Source organism: Rhizobium sp. RM, assembly GCF_013390595.1.
In the GTDB taxonomy this organism is placed as follows: domain Bacteria; phylum Pseudomonadota; class Alphaproteobacteria; order Rhizobiales; family Rhizobiaceae; genus Agrobacterium.
Genome location: NZ_JACAWV010000007.1, coordinates 23,520 through 45,786 on the forward strand (window position 1 = coordinate 23,520; position 22,267 = coordinate 45,786).

The 22,267-nt window shown below is 55.4% G+C and carries 18 protein-coding genes; 9 read left to right on the forward strand and 9 right to left on the reverse strand.

Annotated features, from left to right (window positions below):
• Nucleotides 1-8 precede the first annotated feature (8 nt).
• Both aztB and aztA read right to left on the reverse strand, forming a co-directional pair.
• Nucleotides 9-881: a zinc ABC transporter permease AztB gene (aztB, locus tag HWX89_RS04815; protein ID WP_178340624.1), complete on the reverse strand. Its 873-nt coding sequence runs from the start codon at nt 879-881 to the stop codon at nt 9-11.
• The gene (gene aztA / locus HWX89_RS04820) at nt 868-1,659 is read right to left on the reverse strand and encodes a zinc ABC transporter ATP-binding protein AztA (protein WP_138793255.1); all 792 of its coding nucleotides are present in this window, start codon (nt 1,657-1,659) and stop codon (nt 868-870) included. Before aztA ends, aztB begins: the two co-directional genes overlap by 14 nt.
• A gap of 232 nt (nt 1,660-1,891) precedes the next feature.
• On the opposite strand from aztA, the gene zigA reads away from it, so the two are divergent.
• Nucleotides 1,892-3,097: a zinc metallochaperone GTPase ZigA gene (gene zigA / locus HWX89_RS04825; protein WP_178340625.1), complete on the forward strand. Its 1,206-nt coding sequence runs from the start codon at nt 1,892-1,894 to the stop codon at nt 3,095-3,097.
• A 103-nt stretch (nt 3,098-3,200) separates the two neighbouring features.
• Here zigA and HWX89_RS04830 read toward each other — a convergent pair whose 3' ends face one another.
• Nucleotides 3,201-3,638, reverse strand: coding sequence for a YqaA family protein (locus tag HWX89_RS04830; protein ID WP_138793524.1), 438 nt, complete (start codon nt 3,636-3,638; stop codon nt 3,201-3,203).
• Between the two features lie 78 nt (nt 3,639-3,716).
• On the reverse strand, nt 3,717-4,727 hold the full coding sequence (locus tag HWX89_RS04835; RefSeq protein ID WP_138793257.1) for a LacI family DNA-binding transcriptional regulator: 1,011 nt from the start codon (nt 4,725-4,727) through the stop codon (nt 3,717-3,719).
• 193 nt (nt 4,728-4,920) lie between these two features.
• Between HWX89_RS04835 and HWX89_RS04840 the strand changes: the two genes are divergently transcribed.
• From HWX89_RS04840 to HWX89_RS04875, 8 genes are all read left to right on the forward strand, one after another.
• The gene (locus tag HWX89_RS04840) at nt 4,921-5,949 is read left to right on the forward strand and encodes an ABC transporter substrate-binding protein (protein ID WP_138793258.1); all 1,029 of its coding nucleotides are present in this window, start codon (nt 4,921-4,923) and stop codon (nt 5,947-5,949) included.
• 124 nt (nt 5,950-6,073) lie between these two features.
• Complete coding sequence (locus tag HWX89_RS04845; protein WP_138793259.1) at nt 6,074-8,299, forward strand: ABC transporter permease; 2,226 nt, start codon at nt 6,074-6,076, stop codon at nt 8,297-8,299.
• Nucleotides 8,296-9,354, forward strand: a complete 1,059-nt coding sequence (locus HWX89_RS04850; protein ID WP_138793260.1) for an ABC transporter ATP-binding protein — start codon at nt 8,296-8,298, stop codon at nt 9,352-9,354. Before HWX89_RS04845 ends, HWX89_RS04850 begins: the two co-directional genes overlap by 4 nt.
• A gap of 20 nt (nt 9,355-9,374) precedes the next feature.
• On the forward strand, nt 9,375-10,172 hold the full coding sequence (locus HWX89_RS04855; RefSeq protein ID WP_138793261.1) for an inositol monophosphatase family protein: 798 nt from the start codon (nt 9,375-9,377) through the stop codon (nt 10,170-10,172).
• 204 nt (nt 10,173-10,376) lie between these two features.
• Nucleotides 10,377-11,687 (forward strand): sn-glycerol-3-phosphate ABC transporter substrate-binding protein UgpB, encoded by a 1,311-nt coding sequence (gene ugpB / locus HWX89_RS04860; protein ID WP_178340673.1) that lies wholly within the window; start codon nt 10,377-10,379, stop codon nt 11,685-11,687.
• Nucleotides 11,688-11,753: 66 nt separating this feature from the next.
• Complete coding sequence (ugpA, locus tag HWX89_RS04865; protein WP_138793263.1) at nt 11,754-12,635, forward strand: sn-glycerol-3-phosphate ABC transporter permease UgpA; 882 nt, start codon at nt 11,754-11,756, stop codon at nt 12,633-12,635.
• Between the two features lie 9 nt (nt 12,636-12,644).
• Nucleotides 12,645-13,493, forward strand: coding sequence for a sn-glycerol-3-phosphate ABC transporter permease UgpE (gene ugpE, locus HWX89_RS04870; RefSeq protein WP_138793264.1), 849 nt, complete (start codon nt 12,645-12,647; stop codon nt 13,491-13,493).
• Nucleotides 13,493-14,542 (forward strand): sn-glycerol-3-phosphate import ATP-binding protein UgpC, encoded by a 1,050-nt coding sequence (locus HWX89_RS04875; protein ID WP_138793265.1) that lies wholly within the window; start codon nt 13,493-13,495, stop codon nt 14,540-14,542. Before ugpE ends, HWX89_RS04875 begins: the two co-directional genes overlap by 1 nt.
• 66 nt (nt 14,543-14,608) lie before the next feature.
• Here the strand turns inward: HWX89_RS04875 and HWX89_RS04880 are convergent, their stop codons facing one another.
• The 5 genes from HWX89_RS04880 to HWX89_RS04900 all read right to left on the reverse strand — a co-directional run bounded on the left by HWX89_RS04880 (nt 14,609) and on the right by HWX89_RS04900 (nt 22,260).
• Nucleotides 14,609-15,562, reverse strand: coding sequence for a substrate-binding domain-containing protein (locus HWX89_RS04880; RefSeq protein WP_138793266.1), 954 nt, complete (start codon nt 15,560-15,562; stop codon nt 14,609-14,611).
• An 89-nt stretch (nt 15,563-15,651) separates the two neighbouring features.
• Complete coding sequence (locus HWX89_RS04885) at nt 15,652-16,653, reverse strand: ABC transporter permease (protein ID WP_138793267.1); 1,002 nt, start codon at nt 16,651-16,653, stop codon at nt 15,652-15,654.
• An 8-nt stretch (nt 16,654-16,661) separates the two neighbouring features.
• Nucleotides 16,662-18,185: a sugar ABC transporter ATP-binding protein gene (locus HWX89_RS04890; RefSeq protein ID WP_138793268.1), complete on the reverse strand. Its 1,524-nt coding sequence runs from the start codon at nt 18,183-18,185 to the stop codon at nt 16,662-16,664.
• Nucleotides 18,186-18,385: 200 nt separating this feature from the next.
• Complete coding sequence (locus HWX89_RS04895) at nt 18,386-19,009, reverse strand: TetR family transcriptional regulator (RefSeq protein WP_138793525.1); 624 nt, start codon at nt 19,007-19,009, stop codon at nt 18,386-18,388.
• A gap of 116 nt (nt 19,010-19,125) precedes the next feature.
• Nucleotides 19,126-22,260 (reverse strand): multidrug efflux RND transporter permease subunit, encoded by a 3,135-nt coding sequence (locus HWX89_RS04900; RefSeq protein WP_138793269.1) that lies wholly within the window; start codon nt 22,258-22,260, stop codon nt 19,126-19,128.
• Nucleotides 22,261-22,267: the final 7 nt, after the last annotated feature.

Below are 22,267 nucleotides of genomic sequence, written 5' to 3' on the forward strand. Positions count from 1 at the left end.
TTTGTATTTCAGGTGGTTTTGAGGCGGATCGCGTTAACGGCATCCCGAACGATGCCGCGTGGCGCGAAAAGAATGGAAAGGACGTAGATCGCACCGGCAGAGAGAATGATCGCCGGTCCAGACGGCAAGGACGCGTGGTAGGAAAGAAGGAGGCCGGCGCAAGATGAAACCATGCCAATGCCGATCGATACGAGGCACATGGGGAAAACCCGGCTTGCCCAAAAACGGCTTGCGGCAGCCGGCAACATCATCAAGCCGACGGAGAGTAATGTCCCCAAGGCCTGAAAGCCGCCAACGAGATTGAGAACGACAGCTGCGAGAAAGAGGAAATGAACCGGCGCACCCCAACGGCTGACTGAACGCAGGAAAAGCGGATCAAGACACTCGGCAAACAGCGCACCACCGAAAAATCCCATGATCGACAGGCTGATGACGCAGATCCCCAAGATCAGACCGAGTGCTTCGTTGTTCAGGGCAAGAACCGTACCGAAAAGTACATGCATGAGATCGATGCTCGATCCACGCCACGATACGAGAAGCACTCCTAGCGCCAGTGAGATGAGATAGAACGCAGCCAAAGATGCGTCTTCTTTCTGAATCGTTACGCGGGAAATTGCGCCTGCGCCTAACGCGACCGTCAGGCCCACAACAAGCCCGCCTATGGTCATCGGCAAGATCTCCAGGCCATAGAAAAGAAAACCGAGAGCAGCGCCCGGCAAAATGGCATGAGACATCGCGTCTCCCGTCAGGCTCATCCGTCGCAACATGAGAAAAACACCGACCGGACCACAACTGACAGACAGAAGCAGGGCGCCTGCCAGCGCACGCTGCATGAAGGCATAATCGAGGAAGGGAGCGAGAAACATTTCAAACAGCGGCATGCAAGCCTCTCACCGAGTGTAAATTCCGATAGGAGGACATTTGCTCGGCCGGTTCGCACCAGAAAGCAGTTTCGCCTTCGGTTTCGTAGAGCCGCCTTGCCTGACGTAAAATGGCGGGCTGCAGAACCTCCTCGGTCGGGCCGAAACCGACGAGACGACGTGCAAGAAGCATACATGTGGAGAAGTGCTGACGAACGATGTCGTAGTCATGGAGGACCGTGATCACGGTCCGGCCTTCTCCGATCCACTCGCCGATGACAGCCATTAGCTCGGCAACGGTCTTCTCATCGACGGCGTTGAAAGGCTCATCAAGAAGGATGAGATCTGCCTCCTGCAGGATGGTCCTGGCGAAGAGCGCGCGTTGAAGCTGCCCGCCGGAGAGCGCATCAATCCCCTTGCGCTCGTAGCCCGCAAGGCCGACTGTCGCCAGCGCCTCGCCTATGGCATCTCGATCACCGGACGTGATCCGGCCAAGAAGGCCTCGTCTCGGCCACAAGCCAAGTGAAACGAGATCACGCACCTCTGCGGGAAAGCTGCGGTCTAATGCAGACTGCTGCGGCAGGTAGGCGACAGAGACACCGGAAGCCTTGAGGCATTCACCCGAGAGCGGAGCGATAATTCCCGCTATCGACTTCAAAAGGGTGGATTTCCCCGAACCGTTCGCGCCGACGATCGCCGTAAGCGAACCCTTTGAGATCTCGGCATGCAGGCGCAGCAAAGCGGGTTGTCCGTTATATCCTAAAGTCAATTCCTTGAATGAGAGGCAAGGATCGTCCATCGATCACTCCGTCGGGTATTCAACTCAGCCTCTTCACTTATGTAATGTTATTACACCGGTCAATCGGGATGTAATGAAATAACATTAAATTTTGGAAATGAAGCGTGCGGGCAGAAATTCCGCAGATTGAGTTTGACAGGATCGCATTATGTTATGTTATTACATAACTGCAATGACATGCGCTCAGGACGAAATCATTTCGCTGTGCGTAAGAACCAGGAAAAGAGAGATCGTGTTAAAAAAACTTCCAGTCACCGTCCTGTCTGGCTTCCTTGGCGCCGGAAAAACAACCCTCCTCAATCATATTCTTGCCAACCGCGAGGGTTTACGGGTCGCACTCATCGTCAACGACATGAGTGAAATCAACATTGACGCTGCCCTCGTCCGGGACGGTGGCGCCAATCTTTCAAGAACGGAAGAGGAACTCGTTGAAATGACCAACGGCTGCATCTGTTGCACATTGCGTGACGATCTCTTGACCGAGGTGCGGGCGTTGGCTGAGCAGGACCGGTTCGACTACCTTCTGATCGAATCGACCGGTATCGCGGAACCCCTTCCCGTCGCGGCAACCTTTGACTTTCGTGACGAGGATGGACGCAGCCTCTCAGATGTCGCAAGGCTCGACACGATGGTGACAGTCGTGGACGCCGCCAATCTCCTGCAGGATTACAGCTCCTCCGATTTTCTGTCTGACCGCGGTGAAACGGCTGGTGACGACGATAACCGCACGATTGTTGACCTTCTGGTCGAGCAGATTGAATTCGCCGATGTCGTGATCCTCAACAAGGTCGCCATGGCAACTGCCGAACAGCTCGATGCAGGACGCAAGATCGTCGTCGGGCTCAACCCGGATGCCAAGCTCCTTGAGGCCGATTTCGGCAAGGTGAATCTGAAGGAGGTTCTGGGGACTGGCCGTTTCGACTTTCAAAAGGCAGAAGAGCATCCCTTATGGTTTAAGGAATTGCATGGATTTAAGGACCATGTTCCCGAAACTGAAGAATATGGGATACGCTCTTTTGTGTATCGGGCGCGCAAGCCGTTCGATCCGGTTCTCTTTCAACGCTTCATCGATCGCTCCTGGCCGGGCGTGGTTCGTGCAAAGGGTTTCTTCTGGCTGGCGACACGTCCCGATTGCGTCGGCGAAATTTCCCAGGCAGGTGCACTGGTTCGTACCGGAAAAATGGGGCTCTGGTGGTCTGCTGTGCCCAAAGAGCGCTGGCCGCGCGAACCCGAATTTCTTGCTATGATGAAGCCATATCTCGATCCGGTTTGGGGTGACAGACGGCAGGAGATCGTGTTTATCGGCGCAGACCCGATGGACGAAAAGGACTTGCGAGCGCAACTCGACGCATGCCTGCTCGATAGTGCTTCCTTCAAACCGGACGACTGGCGTGATCTCCCCGATCCGTTCGCATCCTGGGAGCGAAATGCCGCATAATGCTTTTCAACTGTGCGGTGGTCGTCACCAATTATGGCTACCGCATAGTCTGGCTTCGGGGATACCATTAAACCGGCAATCACCTTGAGAAGCACGCGGGAGCTTAGAGAACGTTCACCGTTATTAGAGCGAGTACGACGTAACGGCCGACTTTGGCCAAGGTGACGAGCAACAAAAAGATCCCGAACGGCTCCCTCATGATACCGGCTGCAACCGTGAGGGGATCGCCGACCAGTGGCGCCCAGCTCAAAAGCAAAGACCATTTCCCGTAGCGGTGATACCAGGCCTGAGCGCGGCCAAGCGCTGCTCCTTTAACCGGGAACCACCGCCGATCGCGTAAATGTTCGATGCCGCGCCCCAGCAGCCAGTTCACGATCGAACCTGCGACGTTTCCGAGACTTGCGACCACAACGAGCAGCCATACGGGGTAAGATTTCAGAGATATCAGAGCGACGAGCGCGGTTTCGGATTGCATCGGCAGGATTGTTGCGGCCACGAAGGCGGCGAAAAACAAACCCGCATAAACCCCCAGACTGGTTATCATTATCCCGGCACTTCCCGATGATCACGTTACGTCAAGGTGACCTGACGCAAACAAAGTCCAGGGTCAAGCACACAGTCAACCCGCCCTAACGGAACCCCGCCATTGAAGCTCGGCATGCAGCAGGATCGACGGCGTCGTTTCGCCCAAATCCGGCTCGCGGCTAAGCCAACTGACAGCCGCATCGGCAATTTGGATCACGGGTTGTGCAAAGGTCGTCAGATCGTACGAGGACCAGCTGCCCTGTTCGATATCATCGAAACCGATGATGCAAAGTTCACCGGGTACGTCGATCCCGAACTTATGGCGTGCCGCATCCATGAAACCGCAAGCGACCAGGTCGGTGACGCAAAAAACTGCATCGGGTCGCTTGGCACCGGTCATGATACGCTGCGCCAACACGACACCGCTCTGATATGAGGTCGGTCCATACCGCTCCACCTTGACTTCAATGCCGTGCTCTCTGGCAGCGCTCAGGAAGCCTTCTTCGCGCGCCATCAGGCTTGGCGTCATTGCCGCAGAATTTGCAAAAGCGAAATCGCGACAACCGGCCCTCATGAATGCGAGTACAGCGCGTCTTGCGGCTTCACGATCATCTAGATTGATCCGTAAAGGCCCGTCTTGCCGATCATCGCGATTGATGAGAACGAGACGCTGCCCGTTGCGAAGGCAAGTATCCGTGATCGATTTGTCAGGCATGCCAGAAAGGATGACAGATGCGTCAGCCCGGTAGCGGATTGCCTGCTTCAAGGCTGCCTCGACACTTCCGTCAGTCCGGTCGGTATCGATCAGCATTGCGACCTTACCTGCGGCTTGCAGCCGTTCCGTGAGCGCACGGATCAGGGAAGAGCGATAGGGCGTACTGAGATCTGAAACGACAAGGCACACAATCCCGCTTTCGTTGCGCATAAGACCACGGGCGAGCTGATTGACATGGTATCCAAGCGCCTCCGCTGCCTCCGTGACACGTCTGCGTGTATCGGGCGATACGCTGGCACCGGGCGTGAACGTGCGCGACACCGCAGAGCGCGAGACGCCAGCGTGCTCGGCCACTTCCTTCGCGCTCACAAAAACCTTGCGTTCCTTCATCGCCCCTCACCGCTCCTCACATCAGCAATGCCATAAGATTGCAAAGCTGTGCAACAAAATGATGTCAAGGTGAGATCCCATTTATTGATTTTAATATCATTAACGATTGACATCCCGCTTACCATGAGGAACTCTTTGCACACGCTTGCAAAGCGTGAGGCGTGGAGGCGCCTTTCAAATCTGGGAGGAAATTATGGGTGCAACGCATATTGCAGCAGCCGGTCTTTTGGCTGGCTTTGCCTTTCATGCTGGCACGGCCTTGGCGGCTGGCGACCTTAATCTCATATGCTCGGCAGATGTTGTTATCTGCGAACAGATGAAGGGAATGTTCGAGAAAGAGAAGGGAATTACCGTCAATATGGTCCGTCTGTCGTCAGGCGAGACCTATGCAAAAATCCGTGCAGAAGCGAGAAACCCGAAGACCGACGTCTGGTGGGCCGGCACCGGCGACCCACACTTGCAGGCCGCATCTGAAAATCTGACGCAGGAATACAAATCCCCAATGCTCGACCAACTTCAGGATTGGGCGAAAAAACAGGCGGAAAGTGCCGGCTACAAGACTGTCGGAGTTTATGCGGGCGCGCTTGGGTGGGGATACAACACCGACATCTTCAAAACCAAGGGCTATGCGGAACCGAAGTGCTGGGCGGACCTGTTGAACCCTTCCTTCAAGGGTGAAATCCAGATTGCCAATCCGAACTCATCGGGCACAGCCTATACGGCACTTGCCTCGCTCGTACAGATCATGGGTGAAGACAAGGCGTTCGAGTATCTCGGCAAGCTTAACGCCAATATTTCTCAGTACACGAAGTCCGGGTCCGCGCCTGTGAAAGCTGCTGCCCGCGGCGAGACGGCCATTGGGATCGTCTTCATGCATGACGCCGTGGCCCAGATCGCCGAGGGCTTCCCGGTCAAGGCAGTCGCTCCTTGCGAAGGAACCGGTTACGAAATTGGCTCAATGTCGATCGTCAAGGGCGCCCGCAATCTGGAAAACGCCAAAATCTGGTATGACTGGGCACTCACCGCCGAGGTGCAGTCGCATATGAAGGATGCCAAATCCTTCCAGCTCCCTTCAAACAAGAACGCGGAAGTCCCCAAGGAGGCTCCGAAGTTCGAGGACATCAAGCTGATCGACTACGACTTCAAAGTCTATGGCGACCCCGAAAAACGCAAGGCATTGCTGTCGCGTTGGGATAGCGAAATTGGCGCCAAAGCCAACTGATCGCTGAGGTCTTAGAGGCGTCGTTGGGAGACCTCGGCGCCTCCATCCACCCGATTTGACGTCGCCATCTGGAAGCGTGCGATCACGTGCGCGTTCATGGCATGCTATCGAAGGGCCCTGCAATATGGATTACCGGAACCGGCGACTGGACTTCACGCTCTGGCTTGGGCTAGCGGCATTTCTCTTGCTGCCATGGTATCGCATTGAGAGTGGATTTTATGCCTTCCGATGGGCTGCAGATTATCCTCTGGCGCCATCCGCATCACCGGCACTGCTCCAGATCCCCCTCCACGGCAAATTGTGGCTCGCCTTTAACCTTGCCCTCTTCCTGGCCTCATGTGCTGCACGCTTTGTCAAAGATCCGACGCTGCGTGCCAGGCTCCTGTGCTGGTCTGGATTGCTCGGTCTGCTTTTCCTTGCTTTGCAGGGACTTGCGATTGGCATCACCGGTTGGAACTGGACGATCGCTGAAACGCTTTTTGGCCAGATTTCCGACGGCCAGCCATCAATGGGCGCCGGCGCCGTACTCGCTGCAATCTCCTATGTCCTTATTTTTTCGTTCGGTCTCGCTGAACGTGGCGCGATGAAGGGCGACGCCTTCATCATTGCGACAATCTCGCTCCTCATTTTCCTCGTCGTGGTTTTCGTTTTCTATCCGATCGGCAGCATGTTCGTTGGCGGCTTCCAGGATTTTGACGGCTCCTTCAATTCGGATGGTTTTTTTCGCAACGTCACGGACGGCTCAATCTGGAGCCTTGGCTGCATCACCGATGGATCGCGTTGTGGTGTTGCCTGGCGTACCCTCGTTCTTGCGATCATGACCGCGAGCGCATCGACATTGCTTGGTCTCGCGTTTGCCCTGGTTGCGACCAGAACCCGCTTTCGGTTCAAGAAGGGGCTACGGCTTCTGACTGTTCTGCCGATCATCACGCCACCGTTCGTCATCGGCCTTGCCCTGACCCTCCTGTTCGGCCGAGCGGGCATCGTCACCACCACACTTTCGGATCTCTTCGGGATTGAGCCAAGCCGATGGCTTTACGGTCTCACGGGCATCTGGATTGCCCAGGTGCTCTCGTTTACACCGATCTCGTTTCTCGTTCTCATCGGAGTTGTCGAGGGCGTTAGTCCTTCGATGGAGGAAGCCTCGCAGACGCTACGGGCCGGGCGCTGGCGTACCTTCTGGGCCGTGTCGCTGCCTCTGATGAAGCCTGGACTTGCCAATGCCTTTCTGATCGGTTTCATCGAAAGCATGGCTGACTTTGGAAACCCTCTGGTCCTTGGCGGCAGCCACGGTGTCCTCTCAACCGAGATTTTCTTTGCGGTCGTCGGCTCACAAAACGATCCATCGCGCGCGGCAGTCCTCGCTATGATCCTTTTGTGCTTTACGCTCACGGCTTTCATTGCCCAGCGCTTCTGGCTAGCCGGGAAAAACTTCGCAACGGTGACCGGCAAAGGAGATTCCGGTCAGCATGCAGCCTTGCCAAAGCCGGTCTCTATTCTCGTTCATATCATCGTCATTCCCTGGATGGCGTTCACGGCTGTCGTCTATGGAATGATTGCGTTCGGTGGCTTCGTCAAAACCTGGGGCCTCGACAATTCACTTACCCTTGATCATTACCGGCGCGCATTTTCCTTCTCGGTTGTAGATGGCGGCATCGCCTGGACCGGTGTTGCCTGGAACTCGTTCTGGACGACAATGGAGATTTCGCTAATTGCAGCGCCCCTGACCGCGGCGGTCGGTCTTGCGACCGCCTATATCATCGTGCGGCAGAAATTTGCGGGTCGCGAGCTTTTCGAGTTCGCACTGATGATGAGCTTCGCCATTCCGGGCACCGTGATCGGCATCAGCTACATCATGGCCTTCAACCTGCCGCCATTGGAAATGACCGGCACGGCCTTAATCCTGATTGCCTGCTTTGTGTTCCGCAACATGCCGGTTGGCGTACGCGGGGGTATCGCGGCCATGTCTCAATTGGACAAAAGCCTCGATGAGGCCTCTGTGACCCTACGTGCCAACAGCTTCCGGACCATCCGACACGTTATCCTGCCGCTGTTGCGACCCGCGATCACAGCAGCCCTCGTCTACTCCTTTGTCCGCGCCATAACGTCGATCAGCGCAGTCATCTTCCTTGTTAGCGCGCAATACAACATGGCGACGTCCTACATCGTCGGACTTGTCGAGAACGGCGAATATGGCGTGGCAATCGCATATTCCTCAATGCTCATCGTCGTGATGATCGTCGTCATCACCGGCTTCCAGCTCGCCGTCGGCGAACGTCGCTTGCGACGCGAGAACCGTGTGGCGGGCGTTTCGCCTGCTCAATCTGAAACTCTGGAGAAAACGGCATGAACAATCGCCCCGGCTCGGTAACCTTCCAGAATGTCAAAAAGCAGTTCGGTGCCTTTACCGCCATCCACGATCTGTCATTGACCATTGAACCAGGAACGTTGGTGACGCTGCTCGGCCCCTCCGGCTGCGGTAAAACCACCACGTTACGGCTGCTTGCGGGGCTTGAACATCCAACCGCTGGCAAGATCGTAATCGGCGGCAAGGACGTCACAATGCTGCCCGCCAATGAGCGCGACGTCTCCATGGTCTTTCAGTCCTATGCCTTGTTTCCACACATGTCGTCACTGGAGAACGTCGCATACGGACTGGTTTCGTCGGGGCTGCCGAAAACACAAGCGCGACAGAAGGCTGAACACGGCTTGGAGCTCGTCGGTCTCGCAGGTATGGGAAACCGGCTTCCTGCTGAACTGTCCGGTGGCCAACAACAGCGCGTTGCGGTCGCTCGCGCTCTCGTGCTCGAGCCACAGGTCCTTCTCCTTGACGAACCTTTGTCCAACCTCGACGCGCGTCTTAGAAGGCGTGTACGTAAGGAAATTCGTGACCTGCAACAGCGCCTGCAATTCACTGCAGTCTACGTCACGCACGACCAGGAAGAAGCGCTTGCCGTATCCGACAAGATTGTCGTGATGAAGGACGGCAACATTGCACAGGCAGGAAGTCCGCGAGACCTCTACGAGGCGCCTGCGTCGGCGTTCATTGCCGACTTCATGGGGGAGGCAAACGTTGTCGATTGCAACGTCCAGGACGTCGATGGCGATAGCGCTATCATCCGTATCCAGGACCTGATTCACCGTGTCCCGAGCCGTCGAGCGAGAACCGGACCGGCGCGCCTTGCCGTCAGACCCAACGCCGTGACCCTGTTTGAAGGCAAGGGTGATTTTACCGGGCATGTCACTCATGCGGCCTATCTTGGCGATCACATCGAGTACGAGATTGAAACTGCGAGCGGAAAGCTTTTCGTTGTTGATTCCGAAGTGGAACGCCCCCTCGCCCCGGCAACAACGGTCGCCATTGGCCTCAAGCCACATGGCATCGCGCTAATTTTCGAACAGTAATCAGACGGATGATTTGAAAAATGTCTATTGCAAAGGCTCACCTCGAACCAAGATTTAGTCTCGCGAAGGAAATAGCGGACGAAGCCGGTAAGCTGGCGCTCGAGTATTTCCGCAACCGTGAAAACCTTGTCATCGAGACAAAACGCGATCTGCAGGATGTCGTTTCTGTAGCGGACAGGACCGTTGAAGAACGAATAAAGGAGCGAGTACGTCTCCACTTTCCGGAAGACGGGTTCCTCGGGGAGGAATACGGGCTCACGCAAGGCGTTTCCGGATACACCTGGGTCGTCGACCCGATCGACGGGACCAGCCCTTTCGTCAACGGAATGCCCAACTGGTGCGTTTCCATAGCGGTGCTTTTCGACAATGAACCTGTGATCGGTGTCATCTCGGCGCCTTGCCACGACGAACTCTATGCGAGTGCGTTCGGCATGGGAGCAACTTTGAACGGCAAAACCCTCAGGCTTGACCCGTCGCGCAATATCCGGAACTCGGTCACTGGCATTGGCGCCAACAATCACGTCACCCCCGCCTTCGTCGCTCGCATCGTCGAAAACCTACTGGAGGCCGGTGGAAACTTTATCCGCAATGGCTCAGGAGCACTGATGCTGGCCTATGTCGCAGCTGGCCGACTTGTTGGCTATTACGAACCCTACATGCACGCTTGGGACTGCATGGCAGGTTTTTGCCTGGTGCGCGAGGCCGGTGGATGGTTCCACAGCTTCCCAACCGAGGGCGACCGGCTGACAAGAGGTGCACCGGTCATTGCAGCCGCACCCGGCGCGAAAGACGATCTTTCTCGGATCGCCGGACTATGAGCTCGCAATGACGCCTGCTTGCGAAAGAATGATGGAGGCTCTTCGCTCCAGCACTTTCGTTTCAATCGTTCTGCTTTCTGTTGCATTTCTGTTGGAGTTCGCTTTTAATCAAACGGTTAACACAGAAGGACAGGCCGCAGCCTGATCGAGGAGGATCAACTGCGGTAAATAACTGTATCTTTTATGGTTTTCGAAACGGGAGGAATCACCTTGAAAAAAATCAGCTGCCGCCTGGCTGCGGCATCCGCGCTTTCGTTTTTTATTGCGTCAAGCGCATTCGCTGCCACTGAAATTCAATGGTGGCATGCCATGACCGGCGCCAACAACGAAGTCGTCGACGCATTGGCCAAAGAATTTAACGAGAGCCAGCAGGACTACAAAGTCATGCCGGTTTTCAAGGGAACATATCCTGAGACGCTGAATGCTGGCATCGCAGCATTCCGCGCTAAACAGCCTCCGGCCATCATTCAGGTGTTCGATGCCGGTTCGGGCGTGATGATGGGGGCTGCGGGTGCAATCAAGCCTGTTGCCGATGTGCTGAAAGAAGGTGGATACACGTTCAACAAGGACGAATATCTGGCTGGCATCGTCGCCTATTATTCCAAGCCTGACGGCACAATGCTGTCCTTCCCCTACAATTCCTCTTCGCCGATCCTCTATTACAACAAGGACACGTTCGAAAAGGCTGGCCTTGATCCCGCTAAACCACCGAAAACTTGGCCGGAGGTTTTTGAGGCTGCAAAAAAGATCAAGAGCAGTGGTGCCTCTCAATGCGGCTTCACCTCGACCTGGCTCACATGGATCCAGACCGAAAACTTTGCGGCCTGGAACAATGTTTCCTATGGCAGCAATGAAAACGGGCTCGGCGGAACGGATGTTAAACTCGCGGTGAACGCGCCTCTCTTCGTGGAGCATTTCCAGGCAATTGCCGATCTCGCGAAGGATGGAACCTTCCGATACGGTGGGCGCACATCCGAAGCAAAACAGCTCTTCATGTCCGGCGAATGCGGGATCCTTACAGAATCGTCGGGTGGTCTCGGCGATATCATCAAGACGGGCATGAACTACGGTATCGGACAGCTTCCCTACTATGAAGGCCACGGTCCGCAAAACACCATTCCAGGTGGCGCAAGTCTCTGGGTCTTTGCAGGCCGAAGCGACGCCGAATACAAGGGCGTTGCCGAATTCTTCCATTTCCTGTCGCAGACGAAGATCCAGGCACGCCTGCATCAGGTCTCCGGATACATGCCTGTGACGATTGCCGCATACGAGGAAACCAAGAAGTCCGGTTTTTACGATAAAAATCCTGCCCGTGAGACCCCGCTTTTGCAGATGATGGGCAATCCGCCGACAGAGAACTCCAAGGGTGTGCGTCTCGTGAATCTGCCGCAGGTCCGTGACATCATGAACGAAGAATTCGAGGCGATGCTGGCCGGTAAACAGGATGCCAAGGCAGCGCTCGACAAGATCGTCGAACGCGGTGACGCGGCTATCAAGCAAGCTGCAGGCAACTGATCTGATCTCCACATCCGCCCGCTCCTGACAGGTGCGGGCGGCGTTTCACCTCATCAGGAGATCACCTTGCAAAGCGTAGTCTTCCCGAACAAGATTCTGCCCTATCTGTTGGTCGCTCCACAGATCGTCCTCACAGTAATCTTTTTCTTCTGGCCGGCGAGCCAGGCTCTTTACCAGTCGACCATGCGTGAAGACGCATTTGGCCTCAGTAGCAATTTTGTCGGGTTCGCCAATTTCTCAGCGGTTCTCTCTGACAGCAGCTATCTCAATTCGCTTCAGGTGACGGTTGTATTCAGTGCCTTGACTGCATTCGTATCTATGGGCTTTGCCCTTTTGCTCGCAACGGCTGCTGACCGTGTCGTTCGTGGCAGGGGCCTCTACCGTACGATGCTGATCATGCCCTATGCCGTGGCACCTGCCGTTGCAGGCATGTTGTGGCTTTTCATGTTCAACCCTGCCATGGGCACGTTTTCCTACATCCTTCGACGCAACGGGATTGTCTGGGATCCGCTGCTGGACGGAAATCAGGCCATGCTGCTCGTCGTCGTTGCGGCGGCATGGAAACAAATAAGTTACAATTTCCTGTTCTTTGTCGCTGGGTTACAAGCAATTCCTAAGTCATTACTTGAGGCCGCTTCAATCGATGGTGCTCGTGGTACCAGGCGCTTCTGGACGATCATCTTTCCCCTTCTTGCACCCACGACGTTCTTCCTTCTAGTCGTCAACACCGTCTATGCCTTTTTCGACACCTTCGGCATCATTCACGCAGTCACGGGAGGAGGTCCCGCGAAGGCAACGGAAACTCTCGTCTACAAAGTCTATAACGATGGTTTCGTGAACCTGAACCTCGGTTCTTCCGCTGCGCAGTCTGTCATATTGATGGTGATCGTCATTGCCCTGACTGCATTCCAGTTCCGCTTCGTTGAAAAGCGCGTGCACTACGGCTGAGGACATCACATGATCGAAAATCGACCTATAGCGCGCATGATCGCACATCTGATGCTTGTTATCGGCATCCTGATCGTTGCGTTTCCAATCTATTACACCTTTGTCGCTTCATCGATGTCGTCGACCGATATCATTCGCCCGCCAATGTCGCTTGTGCCTGGCGATCAGCTTGGAGAGAACTATAGCGATGCGATGGCCGGGGGCGTCGAAAGGGTGGTCGGCGTAAGCTTGGAACGCCTTCTCTTCAATAGTTTTGTCGTTGCAGTCGCGATTGCAGTTGGCAAAATCGTGATTTCCTTCCTATCGGCATTCGCCATCGTGTTCTTCCGGTTCCCGTTTCGCATGGGATTTTTCTGGATGATCTTCATAACCCTCATGCTTCCGGTCGAAGTGCGTATTCTGCCGACCTACAAGGTGATCGTCGATCTCGGTCTGATTGACACCTATGCTGGGCTGACATTGCCGCTGATGGCGTCGGCGACCGCGACCTTCCTCTTCCGCCAGTTTTTCCTGACCATTCCAGGTGAGATGGTTGAAGCTGCACGAATAGACAACGCCGGTCCCTTCCGGTTCATGCGCGATATCCTGCTGCCATTATCGAAGACGAACATCGCAGCACTGTTCGTGATCCTGTTCATCTACGGATGGACACAATATCTGTGGCCACTCCTCGTCACAAACGATGCGAAGATGAACACCATCATTATCGGTCTCAAACGTATGGTGGATTTCACCGACGCGTCGACGCCGTGGAACTATGTGATGGTGACAGCAATCCTTGCCATCATCCCCCCAATCATTGTCGTAGTGCTGATGCAGCGCTGGTTCGTCAAAGGCCTCGTGGAGACCGAAAAATAATGGCTAAAATTGCGCTGAAAGATGTCCGCAAGGTTTATGGAAGCAATATCGACGCGATCAAAGGCGTCTCGATGGAAATCGACGATGGTGAGATGATTGTACTCGTCGGGCCGTCCGGCTGTGGCAAATCAACCTTACTGCGCATGATCGCCGGACTTGAGAGTATATCAGGTGGCCAGATCATGATTGACGGTCGGGTGGTGAATGACCTTGAACCATCTGACCGCGATATAGCCATGGTTTTTCAGAACTACGCGCTCTATCCGCACATGACGGTGCGACAGAACCTTGCTTATGGCTTGAAGAACCGGAACACCCCAAAAGACGAAATAGATCGCCGCATTGCGGAAGCCGCAAAGGCACTTGAGATCGAGCAATTTCTCGATCGAAAACCGCGGCAATTGTCCGGCGGGCAGCGCCAGCGCGTAGCCATGGGGCGCGCCATCGTGCGAAAACCGGCTGCATTTCTTTTCGATGAGCCACTGTCTAACCTCGATGCGAAACTGCGCGTACAGATGCGTGTCGAAATCAGACGCCTCCAGCGCTCACTGGCGACCACAAGCGTTTACGTCACCCACGATCAGATGGAGGCCATGACGCTGGCAGACCGGCTTGTGGTTTTGAATGCCGGTCGCATTGAACAAATTGGTACGCCGATCGAATTGTACGAAAAACCGGCGACAACGTTTGTCGCGACATTTATCGGTTCGCCTTCGATGAACTTGCTGGACTGCAGCAGATCTTCGAACGGGAGTTGGTCACTTTCCGACACCGTGACCCTATCTGGTGAAGCCGCAACGCTCGGCATCAGACCTGAGGACATCACGCTCGCGGGAAGTATTGACGATCCGGGCCTGACTGCAACGGTCAGCGTCGATGCCGTCGAACTGGTTGGCGCAGAGAGCTACGTGCACGCATCATTTTCCGACGGCGTCACGATTGTTTTCCGTGTTCCCGGCAGATCACAGATCCGGATTGGGGAGACGGTTACGATTGCAGCACAGAAGAAAGACTTTCATCTGTTTGATCGAAGCGGCACGCGCCTCTAACATAGCTGTAGCTATAAAAACGCCCGCGGGAAGCGGGCGTTTTCGTTGGCGCGGATCCGAGCCTTTTCAGAAAGGCGAGTCCGGAAAATAGAACTGCTCGGCATTGTCCTTGGTGATCAAGGTTGCGTCCAGGATGTACTCGCCGCTGACAGGAACCTGGTCGTAGAAATGACCTGCTGTGAGCTCCATCGCCGTCGCAACCATTGCCGGCGGATAGAGAACGTCGACAGGGATCAGCTTATCGCCATCCATGACCTTCTTGATCATATCCTTGGAGCCTGCACCGGCCACCACGTACTGGATATCCGTGCGTTTTGCCTGCTCAATTGCCTGCAGCACACCGACAGCCATGTCGTCGTCCTGGCACCATACGACGTCGATCTTCGGATACTTGGTGAGGTAATCCTGCATCACGCGGAAAGCATCATCACGGTTCCAGTTGCCATACTGGCGATCCAGGACCTTCACGTTTGATCCCGCGATACCCTTGTCAAAGCCATCCTGGCGTTGTTGATCGATCGGGATCGGCAAACCGCGAATAACAACCACTTCTGCATCGGGCGTGGTCTTCTTGATATATTCGCCCGCGACCTGGCCGAGTGCCGGGTTATTACCGGCGACGTAAAGGTCACGGATGGAGTTGTCGTTCACGCTTGGTGCCCGATCCACCAGGGCAACAAATGTGCCCTTGTCCTTGATTTCCTTAATGGCATTCACAAGCGGATCAGGATCTGAAGGCAGGACGACCAGTGCATCAAGTCCTTGCACTGCAAGATCCTGCAGCGCGTTTGCCTGGTTTGCAGCGTCTGGCGACGTTTTGACGATGACGTTCAGACCCGGATGTTCGGCCATCAGGAGTTTTGCGACACGCTCTGCATGATAAACAACGCCAGCCGTCCAACCGTGGTCGGCTGCAGGTATCGAAACACCAATGGTGACCTTCTTGTCCTGTGCCTGGGCCGCTCCGGTGAACGCCACGGCGAGCGCAGCAAAAGCCACACCAATGAATTTTCTACGCATTCTCTCTCCTCCGAAGATCAGGGCATTCCTCCTCTACGCACCGCGCCTGCCCCAGAACTGCACGGTTGTATTTTTTGGTACGACTCACATCACCGGCGGCTTAACGACCGCTGCACAAGCATGGCTATGATGATAATCGCACCCTGAATGGCTCCGATCAGATACTCGCTGACGAAATTCGACAGGATCATGATGTTTCCAACAATCTCCAGAATGAAGGCACCGCAGATCGTTCCCCAGATGCGGCCGACACCACCTCTGAGCGCAGTACCTCCAACGACGACTGCGGTAATGGCCTGCAACTCCCAAAGCATACCTGTCGTGGCAGAGGTCGAGGCAAGGCGCGGCACGTAAAGCAGGACTGCAATTGCCACGCAGAGCCCCTGAACGACATAAGCGACGGTCCGCACGCGCGCGACCGAAATGCCAGAATAACGCGCGACATCCTCACTCGAACCGACAGCGATGAGATGTCTGCCGTAACGGGTACGATAAAGCACGAAGGCCGCAATCGCCGCGGTGACGAAAATGACGATTATTGGCACGGGTATTCCGGCGAAGCTCCCGAAATAAACCGGCCGGTATAATGTCTGGATTTCCGGATTGCGTAGGGTGATCGCACCACCCTGCGACAACCAGGTCGTCAAGCCGCGGTATATTCCCATCGTGCCGAGCGTCGCGATGAACGGCTCTATTCGTCCAACAGTGGTAATGAGGCCATTCACCAACCCGCACGCGGCTCCAATGGCGATGGCAAGCAGCATTGCCGCGATGAGCATCATCAACGGATTGGCAATGGCTCCACTGTTCATAAACAGGATCATCAGACTTGCGACAAATGCAACCATCGCACCGACTGAAAGGTCAAGTCCTCCTGACGTGATAACATAGGTCGCACCAAGCGCGATGATGGCGATGAACGCGCTTCTGGTCACAACGTTAAGAAGATTGTCGATACCGATGAAATTGGGATTGGCGATGGTGCCGAGCACCAGTAGCAGAGCCAGTGCAACGAATGGTGCAACAGCTCGCAGGTCCCAGTCTTTCGATGTTTTGGGCGTCTTGCCTTTTTCGATTGCGGCCTCGGTCATTTTCCCCCTCAAGCAACCTTATCGCTATGAACGCCGGTCGCCAGCGCGACAATCTCGTTCTCGGTCATTCTGTCGCCGCTGACCTCTCCAGCTATCCGTCCTGATCGCATGACAAGAATACGGTCGCATATGCCGATCAGTTCAGGCATTTCCGATGAAACAACGATGATTGATCGTCCCTCCTCCGCAAGTTCTGCGATGAAGCGATAAATCTGTTCCTTGGTGCCAATATCGATGCCCCTCGTTGGTTCATCGATGATGACAATCGAAGGATCGAGTAACATCATCTTGGCCAGGAGCAGTTTTTGCTGATTTCCGCCCGATAGCTGACCAGCGAGCAGGTCTTTACGGCCCGTTCTAATGTCAAAATCCCGCACTGCCGTGTCGAGCGCAGCATTTTCGCGCGTTTTATCGATGCGCAAGAAACTGCTGAACCGTTTGAGCGACGCGAGTGTGAGGTTGATCCGGAGATCCTTGCCGAGCAGCAGTCCCTTCCCCTTGCGATCCTCACTGAGGTAGACGATGCCGGCTGCGAGACTATCCCTGGCACTGGTAAAATGTGCGGGCTTGCCCATGTGTCGAACCGCGCCACGGCCCGCTCGAAGCCCAAGAACCCCTTCCATCAGTTCGGTTCTGCCCGCTCCCACAAGACCGGCAAACCCTAAAATCTCGCCTTTGTGCAGCTTGAAGGATGCCGAGCTCACAAATCCTGGCACGGCAAAATCGACAGCCTCCAGCACGGCTTGCTGCTCTTCGGCTGCGATCCGGTCCGGATAAAGCTTCGCGACATCTCGGCCGACCATCAGCCTCGCCATATCAGCCGGTTCCAAATCAAGGGCCGAGTGCGAAGCAACAAGCTTACCATCGCGAAGCACGGTCACGCGATCGGCAATCTCTTTCACCTCGGGCAGACGATGCGAAATATAGAGGACTGCGACACCCTTTGCCCTGATTTCACGAATGACATTTAGGAGTGCATCTGTCTCAACCGGCGTCAGACTTGCGGTTGGCTCATCGAAAATTACAACGCGGTGGGGAACGAGCAAAACGCGGGCAATCTGGACCAGTTGCCGCTGGGCGATCGAGAGGCTACCGACTAGCGCGTCGGGATCGATCTGACCACCCAATCCGCTAACAGCATCGCGAGCACCCGCCCGCATTGCACGGTCATCGACGACAGGGCCCTTTACGAGTTCCCGTCCAAGGTAAATGTTCTGAGCGACTGTCAAATCTGGTGCCAGCAGGATTTCCTGATGGACGAGAACGATACCACGTTCTTCCGCGTCGACCGGTCCAGTAAACGAAACAGGAGTGCCATCTATTCTAATCTCCCCTGAGCTCGGCTTTTCATTGCCTGCCAGGAGCTTCATCAGCGTTGATTTGCCTGCGCCATTTTCGCCGATAATGGCGTGAACCTCGGCAGCGCGAACTTCAAGACTAATTTCTCTTAAAACCTGGACAGGGCCAAATGACTTCGACAGACCCGCAGTTTCAACCACTGGCGGTACGGACTGAACACCCGTTGATACCATGGAGCGTCACCCGTCCAGACAACAGACAGGCGTCGACACTATTTCCAACCGAAAATTTTTGATCATTATCGAACTCCTCCCAAAGCTCGAAAATGAAGCTAGCGCCCGATTTGAGGTACGTAAAGCAAATTTCGTACATCTATTCGGATACACTTAAATTTGAACAGTATTGTCCATCGACATCGTATGTAGAGAGCTGATCAAGCCGTGGGGTAGCGCTTGAAGCTCGTCAGGAGGCGGTTAACGGCCACGGCGCCTTCTTGTGCTAAATCAAAGCGCTTTCCGAACAACAACCAGTCAGAGCACATACCTTTGATGAGCCAGTAGATTGCCCCGAAGGCGGATGTCGCGGTCCAGTTTTCATTGAAAGCGCCTGCTAACTCAAGCCTTTCGAACACTGACTTCAGGAGCGACTTGTGGCGGCTGTCCAATTCTTCCTGAGCACGCAGGACGGGTGCGAATTCGTCCGAATAATTTGTCCGCAGGGTGATCGTCATGATGCGCTGGCGTTGTTCATCACGTGAGAGGAGTGCCAGCCAGCTGCAGCACGCCTGCTCCAGCCGCGCGAACAGATCGCTACCGCTCAAATCGGGATCGCCTAGATCTAGGAGATCAGCCTCCGGTAACGAAACCGATTCGTAAAGCCCAAGGAAAAGGTCGACCTTGCTGGAAAAATGCCAGTAAATCGCACCGCGTGTTACGCCGGCCGCCGCAGCAACCTCATCAAGCGAACTGTTCGCCACACCTTTTTTGAAGAATACCAGTTCGGCAGCAGCAAGGATCGCCTGACGGGTCTCTTCTGCTTCTGCTTTGGTTCGTCGCATCGTGACGCCTCCCTCATCAAAAGCACGGCGCGTATGCGCGCCGTACTTCTTGTTGGACATTGGTGTAATCCGCACCGCCAATGTCCTGTCCTGTTTATCTCCGCAACCCTTAAGTTCTATTCCGCCGGAGATGGCGCGTCAGCAGTAATCTGGCTGTCTTTTTGTTTCCCGCCGAAAATCTTCATGATGAACACGAAGAATGCCGGAACAAAGAAGATGGCAAGTACAGTCGCTGAGATCATACCGCCCAAGACGCCCGTACCGATCGCGTTCTGGCTTGCAGCACTGGCACCCGATGCAATTGCCATTGGCAACACACCCAGCGAGAAGGCGAGCGATGTCATAAGGATGGGACGGAAGCGCAGGTGCGCTGCCTCTACCGTCGCATCATAGATAGACTTACCCTCTGCGCGGAGATCCTTGGCGAATTCGATGATAAGGATCGCGTTCTTCGCCGAGAGGCCGATGATCGCGATGAGACCCACCATGAAGTACACATCGTTAGACATGCCCCTCAGCATCACAGCCGCGACCGATCCAATAACCCCGAGAGGAACGACAAGCATGACGGATAACGGGATAGTCCAGCTTTCGTAGAGGGCCGCAAGCAGCAGGAACACGAAGAGGACACTGAGCCCGATCAGAGCTGGCGCCTGAGATCCGGACTGAATTTCCTGCAAGGACTGCCCGGTCCACTCGAAGCCGAAACCTGTCGGCAATTCCTTGGCAAGGCGCTCCATTTCGGCGATTGCATCACCAGACGAGAAGCCTGGAGCTGCCTGTCCGCTGATACGGATCGAGGGATAACCGTTATAGCCGACGACCTGCGACGGCCCACGCACCCACTCGACAGACGCAAAGGACGCCATAGGGACCATTCCGCCGTTGGCATTGCGGACGTTGAGGTTCAACAGATCCGCGGTCTTCATGCGCTGGCCCTGCTCGGCCTGCACGGTCACACGCTGCATACGGCCTGCATTCGGGAAGTCATTGACATAGGATGACCCCATGTTTGCGGAAATGGTGGCATTGATGTCGCTGAAGGTCACGCCGAATGTGTTGGCCTTCTCACGATCGATGATGAGGTTGACCTGCGCTGCGTCAGGCATCCCCTCAATACGCAATCCGGCAAGGACGGGGCTCTGGCGCGCCGCTGCCATCAGCTGTCCGCCCGCGGCACTCAGCGCCGTCTGGCCTGCGCCCGACCGATCCTGCAGGCGGAATGTGAAGCCGCTTGAGTTGCCAAGCCCCTGGATTGGTGGCGGCGAAAGGGCAAAGGACATCGCATCAGGCAGCCCCCAGAGCTTGCCATTGACGCGCGCAGAGATGGCTGCGGCGGAGTCCTCAGGTCCACGCTCACTCCAGTCCTTCAGCGTTGCGAAGGCAAGACCTGCGTTCTGACCGGATCCGGAGAACGAGAACCCGGTCACGGCAATTACACGCTCTACAGCTGGCTCTTCCATGAAGATCTTCTCGATCTGCTGGATGGTCTGGAGAGTACGTTCACTGCTTGCTTCGGCCGGCGCCTGAACGTCGACAATAAGATAACCCTGGTCCTCGTTCGGCAGGAACGATTTCGGCAATTGCAGAAACGCCCAGCCGAGCCCGACCAAAAGCGCGACGTAAATGAGCATGAAGCGCCCGGAACGCTTGATAATTGCACTGACAGAAGACGAGTAACGATGCGATGCTTTGTCAAAACCACGGTTGAACCAGCCAAAGAACCCGCGCTTCTCGTGATGTCCGCCGGTGATTGGTTTGAGGAAGGTGGCGCAAAGTGCTGGTGTGAGCGAAAGCGCGAGGAAACCTGAAAACAGGATAGAAACCACCATCGTCAGACTGAACTGTTGATAGATGATCCCCACGGCTCCCGGGAAGAATGCCATTGGCACGAATACCGCAGTCAGAACCAGCGTGATCCCGATGATGGCACCGGATATCTGCCCCATCGCTTTCCGCGTCGCTTCCTTCGGCGAAAGGTGTTCTTCCGCCATGATGCGTTCGACATTTTCCACCACAACGATGGCGTCATCGACAAGGATGCCGATGGCAAGCACCATGGCAAACATCGTCAGCACGTTAATCGAAAATCCAGAGACGTACATGATCGCGCAGGTCCCGAGCAAAGCGACGGGAACGACCAATGTCGGAATGATTGTGTAGCGAATGTTCTGGAGGAACAGGAACATCACCACGAAGACGAGAATCATCGCCTCGATCAGCGTGTGAATCACCTTCTCGATCGATACCTTTACGAACGGGCTCGTATCGTAGGGAATTTCAAACTCGATGCCCGGCGGGAAATATTGTGACAGCTCCTCCATCGTTGCCCGTACGCCCTCGGACGTCTGCAATGCATTGCCGGTAGGAGAAAGCTGGACACCGATCGCCGCGCTTGGTTTTCCATTCAAGCGGCTGGAGAAGTTGTAGCTTTCGCCACCGACTTCTACGCGCGCAACGTCTCTTAAGCGAACGGATGACCCATCCGGATTGGCACGAAGCACGATCGATCCGAACGCTTCAGGCGATGTAAGCTGCCCTTGAACATTCACTGTCGCCGATATCTGCTGGCCGACCGGGTTGGGTGACGCACCGATACGGCCGGCCGCGACCTGGGAATTCTGCGCTTGGATAGCACCGATGACATCGGCTGACGTCAGTTTGAGCCCCAGCATCTTGTCCGGATCCATCCAGATACGCATGGACCGCTGGGTAGCGAAAAGCTGAGCGCTGCCGACACCCGGCACGCGACGGATTTCTCCGACGACATTGCGGCTGAGGTAATCACCCAGGCCGATAGCATCCGTGTTGCCGTCAACGGAGGTTAGCGCCACCATCATCAGGAACGACGTGCCGGCCTGTTCGACGCGCATACCTTGTTGCGTCACAGCTTGCGGAAGGCGTGGTTCAACACGAGCAATACGGTTTTGAACCTCAACCTGCGCCTCGCCGATGTTGGTCCCCGGCGCGAAAGTGACGTTGATCGAAATACGGCCGGACGATTCCGAGGTCGACTCGAAATAGATGAGACCAGGAACACCGTTCAACTCTTCTTCGATCGGACGCGTGACGCTCAGGTAAATATCCTCTGGCGACGCACCAGGATAGGTCGTCGATACCGAGATCTGCGGCGGTGCAACGTTTGGATACTGGGCGATCGGCAGCATGGGGATCGCAAGCAGACCCGCCAACATGATGAAGATCGCGACGACCCATGCGAAAATCGGGCGGTCAATAAAAAAGCGTGCCATTTGGCCA